The organism is Variovorax soli NBRC 106424, from assembly GCF_001591385.1.
Classification (GTDB): Bacteria; Pseudomonadota; Gammaproteobacteria; order Burkholderiales; family Burkholderiaceae_C; genus Variovorax; species Variovorax soli.
This window is the reverse complement of record NZ_BCUU01000068.1, coordinates 1-14961: the sequence shown is the minus strand read 5'-3', so window position 1 is coordinate 14961 and position 14961 is coordinate 1. Positions and strand designations below refer to the sequence as shown.

Below are 14961 nucleotides of genomic sequence, written 5' to 3'. Positions count from 1 at the left end.
AACCGCTAGAATGGCGGGCTTCAACGTCTAACAAGGGCGAGAAAGGCAATCTGGTTATGACACCGCGAACTACGGCAGGCACGTTCAGCCGCCAGGTCCAGAAGGGACTCGGCCGGTAGTTGCCGCGCGCGCTGGTTTCGCCAGCAGTCTCAACCACACAAAGCGCGGTCTCATCCGCGCTTTTTTGTTTCTCGCCCCGAGGTTTTCCAATGATCCAGATCACGCTTCCCGACAACTCGCGCCGCGAGTTTCCCGGCCCGGTTTCGGTGGCCGACGTTGCCAAGTCCATCGGCCCGGGCCTGGCCAAGATGACGCTGGCCGGCAAGGTCGACGGCCGCCTGGTGGATGCCAGCGACATGATCGACCACGACGCCAGGCTGCAGATCATCACGCCCAAGGACGAAGAAGGCCTGGAAATCATCCGCCACTCCACGGCGCACCTGGTGGGCCATGCCGTCAAGCAGCTGTACCCCACGGCCAAGATGGTGATCGGCCCGGTGATCGACGAGGGCTTCTACTACGACATCGCCTACGAGCGCCCCTTCACGCCCGAGGACATGGCCGCCATCGAGGCGCGCATGCGCGAGCTGATCAACCAGGACTACGACGTCGTCAAGAAGATGACGCCGCGCGCCGAGGTGATCGACGTCTTCAAGAGCCGCGGCGAGGACTACAAGCTGCGCCTGGTCGAGGACATGCCCGACGAGCAGGCCATGGGCCTGTACTACCACCAGGAATACGTGGACATGTGCCGCGGCCCGCACGTGCCCAACACGCGCTTCCTGAAGGTGTTCAAGCTCACGAAGCTGGCCGGTGCCTACTGGCGCGGCGACGCCAAGAACGAGCAGCTGCAGCGCATCTACGGCACGGCCTGGGCCGACAAGAAGCAGCTGGACCAGTACATCCAGCGCATCGAGGAGGCCGAGAAGCGCGACCACCGGCGCCTGGGCAAGGAGCTGGACCTGTTCCACATCGACGAGGTGGCGCCGGGCCTGGTGTTCTGGCATCCCAAGGGCTGGGCCGTCTGGCAGCAGGTCGAGCAGTACATGCGCAAGGTCTACCGCGACACGGGCTACCAGGAAGTGAAGGGCCCGCAGATCCTGGACAAGAGCCTGTGGGAGAAGACGGGCCACTGGCAGAACTACCGCGAGAACATGTTCGTCACGGAATCGGAAAAGCGCGATTACGCGCTCAAGCCGATGAACTGCCCCGGCCACGTGATGATCTTCAAGAGCGACCTGCGCAGCTACCGCGACCTGCCGCTGCGCTACGGCGAATTCGGCCAGTGCCACCGCAACGAACCCTCGGGCGGGCTGCACGGCATCATGCGCGTGCGCGGCTTCACGCAGGACGACGGCCACGTGTTCTGCACGGAAGACCAGATCCTGGACGAGTGCGTGGCCTACACGGCCCAGCTGCTCAAGGTCTACTCGGACTTCGGCTTCACGGACATCCTCTACAAGGTCGCCACGCGGCCGGAGCACCGCATCGGCTCGGACGATCTCTGGGACAAGGCCGAAGGCGCCCTCATGGAGGCGCTGCGCCGTTCGGGCGTGGAATTCGTCATTTCCCCGGGCGACGGCGCCTTCTACGGCCCCAAGATCGAGTACACGCTGCGCGACGCCATCGGCCGCCAGTGGCAGTGCGGCACGATGCAGGTCGACTTCAACATGGCCGAGCGCCTGGGCGCGGAGTATGTAACGGAGAGCAGCGGCCGCGCCCACCCCGTGATGCTCCACCGCGCCATCGTCGGCAGCCTGGAGCGCTTCATCGGCATGCTCATCGAGCACCACGCCGGCGCCTTGCCCGCCTGGCTGGCGCCGGTGCAGGTGGCGGTGCTCAATATCAGCGAAGGGCAGGCCGATTACGCTGCTGAAGTAACAAAATCGTTGCAGAATCAAGGGCTTAGAGTCCAGCTTGACCTGCACAACGAGAAGATTACGTATAAAATACGCAAGCATTCGTTGCAAAAGCTGCCTTACATCCTCGTCGTGGGCGACAAGGAGAAGGAGGCTGGTGCCGTCGCAGTGCGCGCCCGGGGCAATCTTGACCTCGGTGCCATGTCCCTCGAGGCGTTCTCCCAAAAGATCGCCGAGGACATACAACACAAGCGTTGATCGAATCGCCATGCCGGCCCGCCGCCATGGCTTTTTCGCATCAAGTTTGTGGGTGCGCACCGGGGCGGCTTTCGCCGTGGAGCCACGGCTAGTTGATTGAAGGACCTGACCATCGCTACTGCATTTCGCGACCGCCGCCACCGCGAGGAACGGCAACACCGCCTGAACCGGGAGATCATGGCCCCGGAAGTCCGCCTGATCGGACCGGATAACGAACAGCTGGGCGTTGTGAGCCTTGCTGAGGCGCTACGTATGGCGGGCGACGCCGACGTGGACCTGGTGGAAGTCGTCGCCAATGCCACGCCGCCGGTCTGCCGGCTGATCGAGTACGGAAAATTCAAGTACCACGAGCAGAAGAAGGCGGCGGAAGCGAAGGCCAAGCAAAAGGTCATCGAGGTCAAGGAAATCAAGTTCCGGCCCGGCACCGACGACGGCGACTACAACATCAAGATGCGCAACATCCGGCGCTTTCTTGAGGACGGCGACAAATGCAAGATCACGCTGCGCTTCCGCGGCCGCGAGATCACGCACCAGGAACTGGGGCTGGCGCTGTTGCAGCGCATCCGGGACGACCTCGGCGATTCGATCATCGTCGAGCAGTTTCCGAAGCTCGAAGGCCGGCAGATGATCATGATGATCGCGCCGGGCCGAAAGAAGCCCGGCGGCGGCACGGCCAAGCCGGCTTCCGAGCAGCCGGCGGCCAATGCGGCCACCACGGCCTGACCTGGCCGGCTTGAACAGGTTTTGAAGGGATTTCGCCCCAGCCGCAAGGGTGGGGCGGGATGAAGAAGTGTCTCGGGGCCAACAAGTCCGTGGAAGCATTCCGCGGCGCCTCACGAGCACAAATTAAAGGAGCATGAACATGCCCAAGATGAAGACCAAGAGCAGCGCGAAAAAGCGTTTCCGCGTTCGTCCCGGTGGCACCGTCAAGCGCGGTCAAGCCTTCAAGCGTCACATCCTGACCAAGAAGACCACCAAGAACAAGCGTCACCTGCGTGGTGCGGTGTCGGTTCACGAGACCAACATGGTTTCGATGGCCGCCATGCTGCCCGGCACGGGCATTTGATCAACTGACGAACAAGGAGTACTCACATGCCTCGCGTCAAACGTGGTGTAACGGCTCGCGCCCGCCATAAGAAGGTTCTCGCCCTTGCCAAGGGTTTCCGCGGTCGTCGCGGCAATGTCTTCCGCATCGCCAAGCAGGCGGTGATGAAGGCGGGCCAATACGCCTACCGTGATCGTCGTACGAAGAAGCGCGTGTTCCGCCAGCTGTGGATCGCACGTATCAATGCTGCCTCGCGTGAACTGGGCCTGACCTACAGCCAGTTCGCCAACGGCATCCGCAAGGCCGGTATCGAGATCGACCGCAAGGTCCTGGCCGATATCGCCGTGCACGACAAGGCCGCATTTGCCGGCATCGTGGAGCAGGTCAAGGCCAAGCTGGCTGCTTGATGCTGTCACGTCGGGCCGCATGCCTCGCCCCGCGCAGGCAGGCGGTTCGCGCCCACGGTACAAGGGCTGGCGCTTGCAAGAGCACCAGCCCTTTTTTGTTTTCTCTCCCGCCGCCTCCCGAACAAGCAGATCTTCCATGAACGAGTTGGACACCCTGGTCGACAACGCCAAAGCCGCGTTTGCCCAAGCTTCCGCACCTGCGGACCTCGAAAACGCCAAGGCGCAGTTTCTCGGCAAGTCCGGCCGCATCACCGAGCTGATGAAGGGCATGGCCCAGCTGTCGGTGGAAGAAAAGAAGTCGCGCGGCGCCGCCATCAACGTGGCCAAGCAGGCCATCGAGGCGGCCTTGAACGCGCGCCGTCAGCAGCTGGCCGACGAAGAGCTCAACGCGCAGCTGCGCGCCGAGGCGCTGGACGTGACGCTGCCCGGCCGTCGCCGCGTGGGTGGCGGCCTGCATCCGGTGGCCCGCGCCCAGGAGCGCATCGAGGCCATCTTCTCGAGCATGGGCTTCGACGTGGCCGACGGCCCCGAGATCGAGACCGACTGGTACAGCTTCACCTCGCTGAACAACCCGCCGAACCATCCGGCGCGTTCCATGCAGGACACCTTCTACGTCGACATGAAGGACGAAGAGGGCCTGCTGCTGAACCTGCGCCCGCACACCTCGCCCATGCAGGTGCGCTACGCCCAGGCGCATGCGAAAAAATACGCCGGCCAGGCGCACATGCCCGACATCCGCGTGATCGCGCCGGGCCGCACCTACCGCGTGGACAGCGACGCCACGCATTCGCCCATGTTCCACCAGGTCGAGGGCCTGTGGATCGGCGAGAACGTCAGCTTCAAGGACCTGAAGGTGATGTACCTGGACTTCATCCGGGCCTTCTTCGAGACCGATGCGCTCAAGCTGCGCTTCCGTCCCAGCTACTTCCCCTTCACCGAGCCCAGCGCCGAGATCGACATCATGTTCGAGCACGGCCCGCTGGCCGGCCGCTGGCTCGAAGTGTCGGGCTCCGGCCAGGTGCACCCGCAGGTGGTGCGCAACATGGGGCTGGACCCCGAGCGCTACATCGGCTTTGCCTTCGGCTCGGGCATCGACCGCCTGGCCATGCTGCGCTACGGCGTGAACGACCTGCGCCTGTTCTTCGACGGCGACCTGCGCTTCCTGTCGCAGTTCCAGTAAGCCACGTCCTCACCCCACCGATTCAGTCGTCCCAGAAACAACATGCAATTCCCCGAGTCCTGGCTGCGCGAGTTCTGCAACCCGCCCCTGTCGAGCGAGCAACTGGCCGAAACCCTCACCATGGGTGGTTTCGAAGTGGAAGAGCGCCGCCCCGTCGCGCCGCCCTTCACCAAGATCGTGGTCGGCGAGATCAAGGAAGCCGTGCAGCACCCCAACGCCGATCGCCTGCGCGTGTGCCAGGTCGATGCGGGGCAGGGGCAGTTGCTCAACATCGTGTGCGGTGCGCCCAATGCGCGCGCCGGCATCAAGGTGCCGTGCGCCCTGGTGGGCGCCGAGCTGCCGCCGGGCGAAGACGGCAAGCCTTTCAGCATCAAGCTGGGCAAGCTGCGGGGCGTGGAAAGCCAGGGCATGCTGTGCTCGGCGCGCGAGCTCAAGCTCAGCGACGACCACGGCGGCCTGCTCGAGCTGGCGGGCGACGCGCCGGTGGGCGCGGACATCCGCGAAGTGCTCGGGCTCGACGACATGCTGCTCACCCTCAAGCTCACGCCGAACCTGGCGCACGGCCTGAGCGTGTTCGGCATTGCACGCGAGCTGTCGGCCCTGACGGGCACGCCGCTGACCGTGCCGCCGATCCGCCCGGTGGAAGTGGCGCATGCGTCGGTGCTGCCCGTGAAGGTCGAAGCGCCGGAACTGTGCGGCCGCTTCTCGGGCCGCCTGGTGCGCGGTGTCAACACCCAGGTCAAGACGCCGGCCTGGATGGTCGACCGGCTCGCCCGCTGCGGCCAGCGCAGCGTGTCGCCGCTGGTGGACGTGTCGAACTACGTGATGTTCGAGTACGGCCAGCCCTCGCACATCTTCGATGCCGACAAGATCCATGGCGGCCTCACGGTCCGCTGGGGCAAAGTCATTGATGGTCAGGGCGAACAGCTCAAGCTGCTCAATGGCAACACGGTCACGGTCGACGACCAGGTGGGCGTCATCGCCGACGAGCGCGAAGTCGAGTCGCTGGCCGGCATCATGGGCGGCGACGCCACGGCCGTCTCCGACGACACCCGCAACATCTATGTCGAGGCCGCCTTCTGGTGGCCCGCCGCCATCCAGGGCCGTTCACGCCGCTTCAACTTCTCGACCGACGCGGGCCACCGCTTCGAGCGCGGCGTGGACCCGAGCCGCACGGTGGACGTCATCGAGCACATCACGCGCCTGATCCAGCAGATCTGCGGCGGCGAGGCCGGCCCGATCGACGACCAGACCCTCAAGCTGCCCGAGGCCAGGCCCGTCACGCTGCGCGTGGCGCGCGCGGCACGCGTGATCGGCATGCCGCTCACGCAGACGCAGTGCGCCGACGTGCTGCGCCGCCTGCGCTTCGCGCTGAAGGAAGGCGAGGGCACCATCACCGTCACGCCGCCGCCGCACCGCTTCGACCTCACGCTCGAGGAAGACCTGATCGAGGAGGTCGCACGCCTGGTGGGCTACAACAACCTGCCGGGTACCCCGCCCATGGCGCCCATCACCGCGCGGGTGCGCCCCGAGTCGCGCCGGGGCCGATTCGCGCTGCGCCGCCGCGTGGCCGACCTGGGCTACCAGGAAACCATCAACTTCAGCTTCGTCGAGGCCCATTGGGAGGCCGAGCTGGCCGGCAACGCCGACCCGATCAAGCTGCTCAACCCGATCGCCAGCCAGATGAGCGTGATGCGCTCTTCGCTGCTGGGTTCGCTGCTGCAGGTGCTCAAGTTCAACATCGACCGCAAGGCCGCGCGCGTGCGCGTGTTCGAGGCGGGCCGCGTGTTCATGCGCGACGACAAGGTCCAGACCACCGACGGCAGCGTCAAGGGCATTCGCCAGCCGATGCGCCTGGCGGGCCTCGCCTGGGGCGATTCGGAAGAAGCCCGCTGGGACGGCAAGGCGCACCGCGCCGATTTCTTCGAGGTGAAGGGCGATGTGGAGGCACTGCTCGCGCCGCGCGTGGCCGCCTTCGAGCCGGTGAACCATCCGGCCCTGCACCCGGGGCGCGCCGCGCGCGTTCTGCTCGAAGGCCGCGAGATCGGCGTGGTGGGCGAGCTGCATCCGCGCTGGCGCCAGAGCTGGGACCTGCCTTCGGCGCCCGTGCTGTTCGAGCTGGACCTGGACGCGGTGGAAGAGCGCGTGGTGCCGGTGGGTCAGCCCGTGCCCAAGCATCAGGCGGTGGAGCGCGACATTGCCGTGGTGGTGGCCGAATCGGTCACGCATGCGGCGCTGATGAAGGCCATCCATTCCGCGCCGACGCAGGGCTTGCTGCAGCATGCGGCCCTGTTCGACATCTACCGTCCGCAGCCCGGCGCGGCCGGCGGTGCGCTGGCGCAGGGCGAGAAGAGCATGGCGGTGCGCCTGAGCTTCCAGAGCCCCAGCGCCACGCTCACCGACGAGCAGGTCGAGCCGGCCGTGCGTGCCGTGGTCGATGCGCTGGCGCAACAGCTCGGCGCGCGCATGCGCTGACGAGGCGGCGGGAAAACGAAACAAGGGAGGCAGCGCCATCATGGAAATCACCATCGAAGCCATCGAAACGCCGGCACTGACCAAGGCGCATCTGGCCGACCTGCTGTTCGAGCAGATCGGCCTGAACAAGCGCGAGTCCAAGGACATGGTCGAGGCCTTCTTCGAGCTCATCGCCAACAGCCTCATCGAGGGGCAGGACGTGAAGATCTCGGGCTTCGGCAACTTCCAGATCCGCACCAAGGCACCGCGACCCGGGCGCAATCCGCGCACCGGCGAAGCCATTCCGATCGGTGCGCGCCGTGTCGCCACCTTCCATGCCAGCGCCAAGCTCAAGGAGCAGATCAGCGGCAGCGTGGCCGAAGAAGTCGAGTGGAGCCTGGGCGGCGAGTAAGTTCTCTTTGCGCGCCCTGAGCGCGTGGAGTAACCTCTGAGCTTTCCCTCGCAACGCCCTTGATTTCAATGGAGAAAACACTCCCGCCGATCCCGGTCAAACGCTACTTCACCATTGGTGAGGTGGCCGAGCTGTGCGGCGTCAAGCCGCACGTGCTGCGCTATTGGGAGCAGGAGTTCACGCAGCTTCGCCCCATGAAGCGGCGTGGCAACCGCCGCTACTACCAGCACCACGAGGTGCTGATGATCCGCCGCATCCGCGACCTGCTCTACGACCAGGGCTTCACCATCAGCGGTGCGCGCAACAAGCTGCAGGAACTGGTGGCTGCCGAGCGCGAGCGGCGCAAGTCCAACGGCGTGGCCGAGGTCGAAGGTGTCGAAGCCTTCGAGATCGACCAGGAGGAGTTCGACGCGGCGCTGCACGAAGAGGACGAGGAAGAAGAAGCCCAGCCGGACGTGCCCCCCGTCACCGCCGGTGCGGTTCGTGCGCCCCTGCGCACGGCCGGCCTGTCGCAACTGCAACAGCTGCGCCGCGAACTGTTTGAAATTCGTGAGCTCCTGACCGTGAATCGCTGAAATCCTCAGGCTATAATTCAAGGCTTCGGTGTGTGGCGCAGCCTGGTAGCGCACTTGCATGGGGTGCAAGGGGTCGAAGGTTCGAATCCTTTCACACCGACCAACAGTAAAGACAAAGGCCGCTAGCCAATACAGCTAGCGGCCTTTTTCATTTGGCACTGGCCTTCTTTTTCTTCTTGTCATCCAGCGCCGGCGCGGGGCCGCATTCGGCGGACTGGATGGCTGCCGATACCCAGTCGATGAATGCAGCGATGGGTGGCAGACCCACCTTGTCCTCGGGCACATAGAGGTAGTAGGCGTAGCCGGTGACAAAGGGAAGCCCGAAGGTGCGCTTCAGGATGCCGGTTCGAAGTTCGTCGGCAACGAGGAAGTCCGGCAGGAGGCCGACACCGATGCGAGCCACGATGGCCTGGACCAGATGGGACGTCAACTCGAACTGCGGCCCCAGGCGCATGCGGCCCGCTTCGATTCCCTGATGCGCGAACCAGCGTGACCACAGGTCCGGGCGGGATGCCACTTGCAGCAGCAGGTGGTCCTGCAGGTCTTCGGGCGCCCTGAGCCGTTCATGAACGTCCGGCGTCACGACGGGGATCACCGTCTCGTCCATCAGGTGATACGCCCGCATGCCTGGCCAGTTCGCATCGCCCACGCCAATCACAGCATCGATGCCGGCCGACGCCGCGTCGAAGCGGCCGATGCGCGAATGCACATGGACGTAGACGTTCGGGTTCTCTGCATAGAAGGCGCGGATGCGAGGGATGAGCCACTTGGCCGCGAACGTCGGCAGCGCTGCCAGATGAAAGGAGCCTCCACCAGCGCGAAACGAGATCGCCTGCAGCGACGCACTGCGAATCCGCTGCAGTGCCGAGCCAACCTCCGCGTGGTAGGCCTTGCCCAGATCGGTCAGCTCGATCTGTCGGCCCTGCCTCCTGAACAGCGGCACCTCCAGCAAGTCTTCCAGGGCTTGAACCTGGCGGCTGACCACGCTCTGGCTCAAGCACAGTTCGGAAGCCGCGCGTGTAAAGCTCAGATGCCGCGCGGACGCGTCGAAGGCCATCAGCAATGACATCGACGGCGTGAGGCGACGCGGATTCACGCATTCCCCTTGTTCTTCGTGCTGCTGCAGCGCGGCCGGGGCGTCGCACGTTCATGCATGCACTGCATGCTGAAACGACAGCATTTGAAGTTGTTGGATTGTGAGTCGAATGAATACATTTTTCGCTCCACCAACTGCGGCCTTCAGCTGGTCGTTCCAGGAGACACGATGCTCAAAAAAATCGCACACATTGTTCTTGCAGCAGGCTGCATGGCCAGCGCGATGGCGCAAGACTATCCCCAGAGACCGCTTCGGATCATCGTCCCTTACGCGCCCGGTGGGACCACCGATATTGTGGCCCGCGTGATCTCGGAACCGCTGGGGAAAATACTGGGCCAACCGGTTGTCGTCGACAACAAGGCCGGCGCCGGTGGCGCCGTGGGCACCGCGGAGCTCGCGCGGTCTGCGCCGGACGGCTACACGCTGGGGATCGGCACCGTCAGCACCTTGGTGATCATTCCTGCCGTCACGCCTCGCCCGACCTACACGCAGGCCGACTTCGCTCCCATCACCAACATCGCGGCGACCCCCAACATCATTGCTGTCACGGCCTCCTTTCCGGCCAAGAACGGCACGGATTTCATTGCGGAACTCAAGGCCCATCCAGGCAAGTACAGCTTTGCAAGTTCGGGCCTGGCGTCCATCAACCACATGATGGGCGAGTCGTTCCAGGCGCTGTCGGGCACGAGCCTGATCCATGTGCCTTACCGTGGCTCGGCCAGTGCGATCACCGATGTCATCGCCGGGCAGGTTCCGATTCTTGTCGACCAGCTGCCGTCGTCGAAAGCGTTCATCGACGACGGGAAGTTGCGCCTGATGGGCGTGATCGCGCCTCGGCGTGTGCCGGCCTATCCCGATGTTCCCACCTTCGAGGAGCTGGGGCTGAAGGGGTTCACGGACCAGGCCTGGTATGGGTTGATCGCCCCCGAGAAAGTGCCCGCCAGCGTGCTTGCCAGGCTGGAAAACGCGATGCGCCAGGTGCTGGCTCGTCCGGACGTGCGCGGCAGGCTCGAGAAGGCGGGTGCAACGCCGGTGGGCAACACGGCCGCGGAGTACAGGACTCAGTTGAGTGCCGAACTGGCCGCGATGAAGAAGCTGGTGGCCACGCGAAACATCAGCCTGAAAGAGTGAGCATCCGATTCAACCTGAGCCATCGATTGACATCAAGTGACCGATATCCGAGAAGAAGCGCTGGGCACAGCACTGCAACGCAAACTTGGCAATGATGAGGTTCGCCACGACCTCGCCCACCGCGCCGCCTATGCGAGCGATGCCTCCAACTACCGGCAGACGCCGATCAGCGTGGTGGTTCCGCGCACGCTCGACAGCGCCCTGGCCGCACTGGAGGTGTGCCGGACGCACGGCGCCCCCGTGCTGGCGCGCGGGGGAGGCACCTCGATGTGCGGGCAAACCGTCAATGAGGCGGTGGTGTTCGACTTCTCGGCGCACTGCCGCCGGATCATCGCGCTCGACCCCGGCAAGGCAACGGCGGTCGTCGAGCCCGGGGTGGTCTGCGATCAACTGATCGCTGCCGCCCAGTCTCACGGGCTCACCTTCGCACCCGATCCTTCCACCCACAGCCGCTGCACGCTCGGCGGCATGATCGCCAACAACTCCTGCGGCGCGCATTCGGTCATGGCCGGCAAGACGTTGGAGAACGTCGAGGCGATCGAGGTCGTCACCTATGACGGCTGCCGCTTCTGGGCGGGCCGGACCAGCGAAGCCGAGTTGGAAGAGATCATTCGTGCGGGGGGCCGCCAAGGCGAGATCTACCAGGCCCTGCGGAATCTCCGAGACCGCTACGCCGACCTGATTCGCGCAAAGTATCCGAAGATCAAGCGCCGGGTCTCCGGCTACAACCTGGACCAGTTGCTGCCCGAAAACGGCTTCAATGTCGCCCGTGCGCTGGTCGGCTCGGAGGGCACCTGCGCCATCACGCTGCAGGCCGAGGTTCGCCTCGTGCCGAGCCCCGCCTTCAGGGTCATGCTGGTGCTGGGCTTTCCAGACATCTATACCGCGGCAGACGCGGTGGCGGAGTACGAGGCGTTCGGTCCGATCGCGATCGAAGGCCTGGATCGGCATCTCATCCGCGGCCTGCAGGCGCGCGATCTTTGCGCCGACGAGATCGCCATGCTGCCCGCTGGCGATGGCTGGGTGATGCTGGAATTCGGCGGCGACGATCTGGAGGGCGCCACGGGAAAGGCGCAGCGCGCATCGGACTATTTTGCGCAGCGTCCGCATGCAGGTTCGGCGCGCCCCGTGCCTTCCGCCCGATTGATCGAGGACCCCGCGCAGCAGCGGCGCATCTGGTCGATCCGGGAAACCGGGGCATCCGCAACGCAGCTGTCCCTGGACCCCGGCAGGCCGGATCCCCAGGTCGGCTGGGAGGACGCGGCGGTGGATCCGCATCGGCTCGGGGACTACCTGCGCGCCTTCCAGGCACTGGTCGACCGCTACGGGTACCAGACCAACCTGTTCGGCCACTTTGGCGACGGATGCGTCCATTCACGCATCACCTTCGACCTGCGCAGCGTGGAGGGCGTGCAGACCTGGCGGGAATTCACGCGCGAAGCGGCGCAGCTGGTCGTCGACTTCGGCGGATCGTTGTCCGGCGAGCATGGCGACGGACAGGCCAAGGCCGAATTTCTTCCCCTGATGTTCGGCGAGGAGCTCATGGGTGCCATGCGCGAATTCAAGCGCATCTGGGATCCGCAGGACCGTCTCAACCCCGGAAAGCTGGTGAGCGCGCGCGGCGAGGTCTATCGCATCGACCACAACCTGCGCGCCGGCCCCGGCTACAAGACCATCTCGATCGCCACGCGATTCCAGTTTCGCAGCGCGGAGGGCGATGGATTCCAGCGCGCCGTGGAACGATGCGTCGGGATGGGAAAGTGCCGCTCGATGCAGGGCGGGGCCATGTGCCCGAGCTACCGCGCGACACGCGAGGAGCGCTTTTCGACGCGCGGGCGATCGCGCCTGCTCTGGGAGATGCTGCAGGGCAAGCTGATCAAGGACGGATGGAAGAGCCGCGAGGTGAAGCAGGCGCTGGACACCTGCCTGTCCTGCAAGAGCTGCCGCAGCGAATGCCCGACGCATACCGACATGGCCTCCTACAAGGCCGAATTCCTGTCGCATTACTACGAGTCGAATCGCCGGCCGCTTCAGGCATGGCTCATGGGGCGCATCGGCGACTGGGCGCCCTGGGCGTCGAGCGTACCCAGGCTCTTCAACGCCATGACGCAAGCCCCCGGCCTGGCATGGCTCGCAAAGCGCGTTGCCGGGGTTCCTGCCGGGCGCAGCCTTCCTCGACTCGCGGGACAAAGCTTCAGGCAGACCGTGGAGGGTGCGCGCCCCATCGACGGTAGACCTCGCGTGCTGCTGTGGGTCGATACGTTCTGCGAGCACTTTCACCCAGAGATCGCGTCGGCGGCATGGAGCGTTCTGGGCCACGCAGGAATGCAGGTCGTGCTGCCTCCCAAGGACCTGTGCTGCGGCCGCCCCCTCTATGACTTCGGGTTCCTCGAGCAAGCCCGAAGAAGGCTTTCGGACATTCTCGACCGCGTGGCGCCTCTCTTCGAGGGGCCCGACGCGCCCATCGCCCTGGTGGGGCTCGAGCCCGGTTGCCTGTCGGTGTTCAAGGACGAGCTGCTGAAGTTCTTTCCGGACGACCCGCGCGCCATCGCGCTGTCCACGCGCACGAAGATGTTCGGCGATTTTCTGTCCGAGATCGACTACAGGCCGCCTTCCTATGCCGTCGATGTGGCGGTTCATGCGCATTGCCATCAACGTGCGCTGTTCGGCGTCAAGGGCGAAGAAGCGCTTCTGACACGCATGGGCGCCAGGTGGCGCCTGCTGGAAAGCGGCTGCTGCGGGATGGCCGGGTCGTTCGGTTTTCATCGCGAACACGATGCGCTTTCCCGATCGATCGGCGAGCAGGTGCTGTTTCCGGCGCTGCGCGCGCTCCCCGCGGAGACATTCATCGTGACCAACGGGTTCAGCTGCCGCGAACAGATCGCCTACGGCGTCGGCACGCGGGCCCTGCACCTGGCTGAACTTCTGTGGGAGGCGGTCTTGCATGCCGCCGGCAAGCCCGATGACCGGAGTGCCTCTTTGGAAGGCATCGTGTCGGAAGCCACGGCCGGCGCCGCTTCGCAGAGTTTTGCAGATGGTTGTCCACAGCCATGTCCACGGTGACCGTGGACAACATCCTCACGCCGGAGAATGCGCTGGAATCGGCAGGGCCGAAGGAGGCGTCAGCTGCGCAAGTCGATGTGCACCGGCGCGGTGCTTTGCCGGTGCTCCGCATAGACGACCACGCGCCCGCCCGCCCTGCGAAAGCGCAGGTCCAGCCGGCCTTGCCGCAGGGCGATGGATTGAATGGCCAGGGACTCCATGCCGTTGGGCAGCAGCGGACGATCGACCACCACCGCGTCGCGGCGGGCATCCACGCGCAGGCCCAGGCACTCCTGCAGCAGCAGGAAGACCGAGCCCGCTGCCCACGCCTGGGGCAGGCACGCCACCGGGTAGGCCACCGGCGCCTCGCCGGCGGCGCGCTCGAATCCGCAGAACAGCTCCGGCAAGCGCATGCCGAACTCGGAAGCGGCTTCGAACAACTGGTCCAGAAGCTTCAGCACGCCCTCGCGTTCGCCGTAGCGCGCGATGCCCGCGGCGCACAGGGCCACGTCGTGCGGCCAGACCGATCCGTTGTGGTAGGACATGGGATTGAAGCGCGCCGTGCCCATCGGCAAGGTCCGGATGCCCCAGCCCGAATCGAAGGCGCTCGACAGCAACTGCTGCGCAACCATGCGCCCCCGCTGCGGCATGGGCAGCCCGGTGAACAACAGGTGGCCCGCGTTGGATGAGCGCACGCGGCAGGGGCGGCCTGCACCGTCGAGAGCCAGTGCATAGAACTGCAGGTCGTCGAGCCAGAAGGCTTCTTCCACGCGCTGCGCAATTCGCTGAGCCAGTTGCTCCCAGCGCGTTGCCGCCGCCTGGTCACCCCGCTCGTGGGCCAGTTGCGCCATGCCGCGCAAGGCCGCGTAGGCGTAGCCCTGCACCTCGATCAGGGCGATCGGCCCTTGGGGGGAACTTCCGTCGGCATGGAACACCGAGTCGTGGCTGTCCTTCCAGCCCTGGTTGGCCAGGCCGGTGGCCTGCGCGCGGGCGTAGCTGAGCAGGCCGTCATGGCGCGCGATGTTCGCCTCGATCCACGCGGCGGCCGCAACCAGCTGGGGCCAGATGCCGTCGATGAAAGCACGGTCGGCCGTGCGTTCTTCAAAAGCGCCGGCCAGCATGAGGAACAAGGGGGTGGTGTCGACGCCCCCGTAGTACTGGCCGAAGGGCAGTTCGTTGACGGCTGCCATCTCGCCCTTGCGGGTCTCGTGCATGATCTTTCCGGGCTCCGCATCGCGAAAGGCGGAGATCTCCACGGCCTGGTGGATGGCGAGGAACTTCAGCACGCCGCGCGCCAGGCTCGGGTCGACCCACAGCGTCTGCAGCGCCGTGATCACCGCATCACGGCCGAAGGGCGTCGAGAACCAGGGGATTCCGGCGTAGGGGTAGGGGCCGGTGGGCAGGTCGGTGGTCAGCAGTGCGAGGTCGGATTCGGACCGGTCGATCCACGCCTGGAACAGCCGGCCCGGCACCCGCACCCTGGCGCCGCGCCGTCGGCGGCC

The 14961-nt window shown here is 65.5% G+C and carries 12 protein-coding genes and 1 tRNA gene; 11 read left to right on the top strand and 2 right to left on the bottom strand.

All coding sequences use genetic code 11. From position 1 onward, the window contains the following. Positions 1 to 209 precede the first annotated feature (209 nt). The 9 genes from thrS to VSO01S_RS18275 all read left to right on the top strand — a co-directional run bounded on the left by thrS (position 210) and on the right by VSO01S_RS18275 (position 8293). Positions 210 to 2117 carry a threonine--tRNA ligase gene (thrS, locus tag VSO01S_RS18315; protein WP_068644247.1) on the top strand — a complete coding sequence of 636 codons (1908 nt, stop codon included), beginning with the start codon at positions 210 to 212 and terminating at the stop codon, positions 2115 to 2117. A gap of 105 nt (positions 2118 to 2222) precedes the next feature. Then, positions 2223 to 2840 carry a translation initiation factor IF-3 gene (gene infC / locus VSO01S_RS18310; RefSeq protein ID WP_306301712.1) on the top strand — a complete coding sequence of 206 codons (618 nt, stop codon included), beginning with the start codon at positions 2223 to 2225 and terminating at the stop codon, positions 2838 to 2840. A gap of 139 nt (positions 2841 to 2979) precedes the next feature. Further along, entirely contained in the window at positions 2980 to 3183 is a 204-nt protein-coding gene (rpmI, locus tag VSO01S_RS18305) for a 50S ribosomal protein L35 (protein WP_068644261.1), read from the top strand. Between the two features lie 26 nt (positions 3184 to 3209). Beyond that, the gene (gene rplT / locus VSO01S_RS18300) at positions 3210 to 3569 is read left to right on the top strand and encodes a 50S ribosomal protein L20 (RefSeq protein ID WP_028253492.1); all 360 of its coding nucleotides are present in this window, start codon (positions 3210 to 3212) and stop codon (positions 3567 to 3569) included. Between the two features lie 136 nt (positions 3570 to 3705). Then, a complete protein-coding gene (pheS, locus tag VSO01S_RS18295; protein ID WP_068644246.1) occupies positions 3706 to 4749 on the top strand; it encodes a phenylalanine--tRNA ligase subunit alpha in 1044 nt (347 codons plus the stop codon). Positions 4750 to 4791: 42 nt separating this feature from the next. After that, positions 4792 to 7224 carry a phenylalanine--tRNA ligase subunit beta gene (gene pheT, locus VSO01S_RS18290; RefSeq protein WP_068644245.1) on the top strand — a complete coding sequence of 811 codons (2433 nt, stop codon included), beginning with the start codon at positions 4792 to 4794 and terminating at the stop codon, positions 7222 to 7224. 40 nt (positions 7225 to 7264) lie between these two features. Beyond that, a complete protein-coding gene (locus VSO01S_RS18285) occupies positions 7265 to 7615 on the top strand; it encodes an integration host factor subunit alpha (RefSeq protein WP_068644260.1) in 351 nt (116 codons plus the stop codon). A gap of 68 nt (positions 7616 to 7683) precedes the next feature. Then, the gene (locus tag VSO01S_RS18280) at positions 7684 to 8190 is read left to right on the top strand and encodes a MerR family transcriptional regulator (RefSeq protein WP_068644244.1); all 507 of its coding nucleotides are present in this window, start codon (positions 7684 to 7686) and stop codon (positions 8188 to 8190) included. Between the two features lie 26 nt (positions 8191 to 8216). Then, positions 8217 to 8293 (top strand) — tRNA-Pro (locus tag VSO01S_RS18275). A gap of 45 nt (positions 8294 to 8338) precedes the next feature. On the opposite strand, the gene VSO01S_RS18270 is transcribed toward VSO01S_RS18275, so the two are convergent. After that, positions 8339 to 9286 carry a LysR substrate-binding domain-containing protein gene (locus VSO01S_RS18270; protein ID WP_068644243.1) on the bottom strand — a complete coding sequence of 316 codons (948 nt, stop codon included), beginning with the start codon at positions 9284 to 9286 and terminating at the stop codon, positions 8339 to 8341. An 18-nt stretch (positions 9287 to 9304) separates the two neighbouring features. On the opposite strand from VSO01S_RS18270, the gene VSO01S_RS18265 reads away from it, so the two are divergent. Both VSO01S_RS18265 and VSO01S_RS18260 read left to right on the top strand, forming a co-directional pair. Continuing rightward, the gene (locus VSO01S_RS18265; protein ID WP_245684248.1) at positions 9305 to 10417 is read left to right on the top strand and encodes a Bug family tripartite tricarboxylate transporter substrate binding protein; all 1113 of its coding nucleotides are present in this window, start codon (positions 9305 to 9307) and stop codon (positions 10415 to 10417) included. A gap of 36 nt (positions 10418 to 10453) precedes the next feature. Continuing rightward, positions 10454 to 13480 carry an FAD-binding and (Fe-S)-binding domain-containing protein gene (locus VSO01S_RS18260; protein ID WP_084241954.1) on the top strand — a complete coding sequence of 1009 codons (3027 nt, stop codon included), beginning with the start codon at positions 10454 to 10456 and terminating at the stop codon, positions 13478 to 13480. A gap of 59 nt (positions 13481 to 13539) precedes the next feature. Here the strand turns inward: VSO01S_RS18260 and VSO01S_RS18255 are convergent. Further along, on the bottom strand, positions 13540 to 14961 hold a 1422-nt coding region (locus VSO01S_RS18255), incomplete at its 5' end, for an amylo-alpha-1,6-glucosidase (protein WP_068644241.1).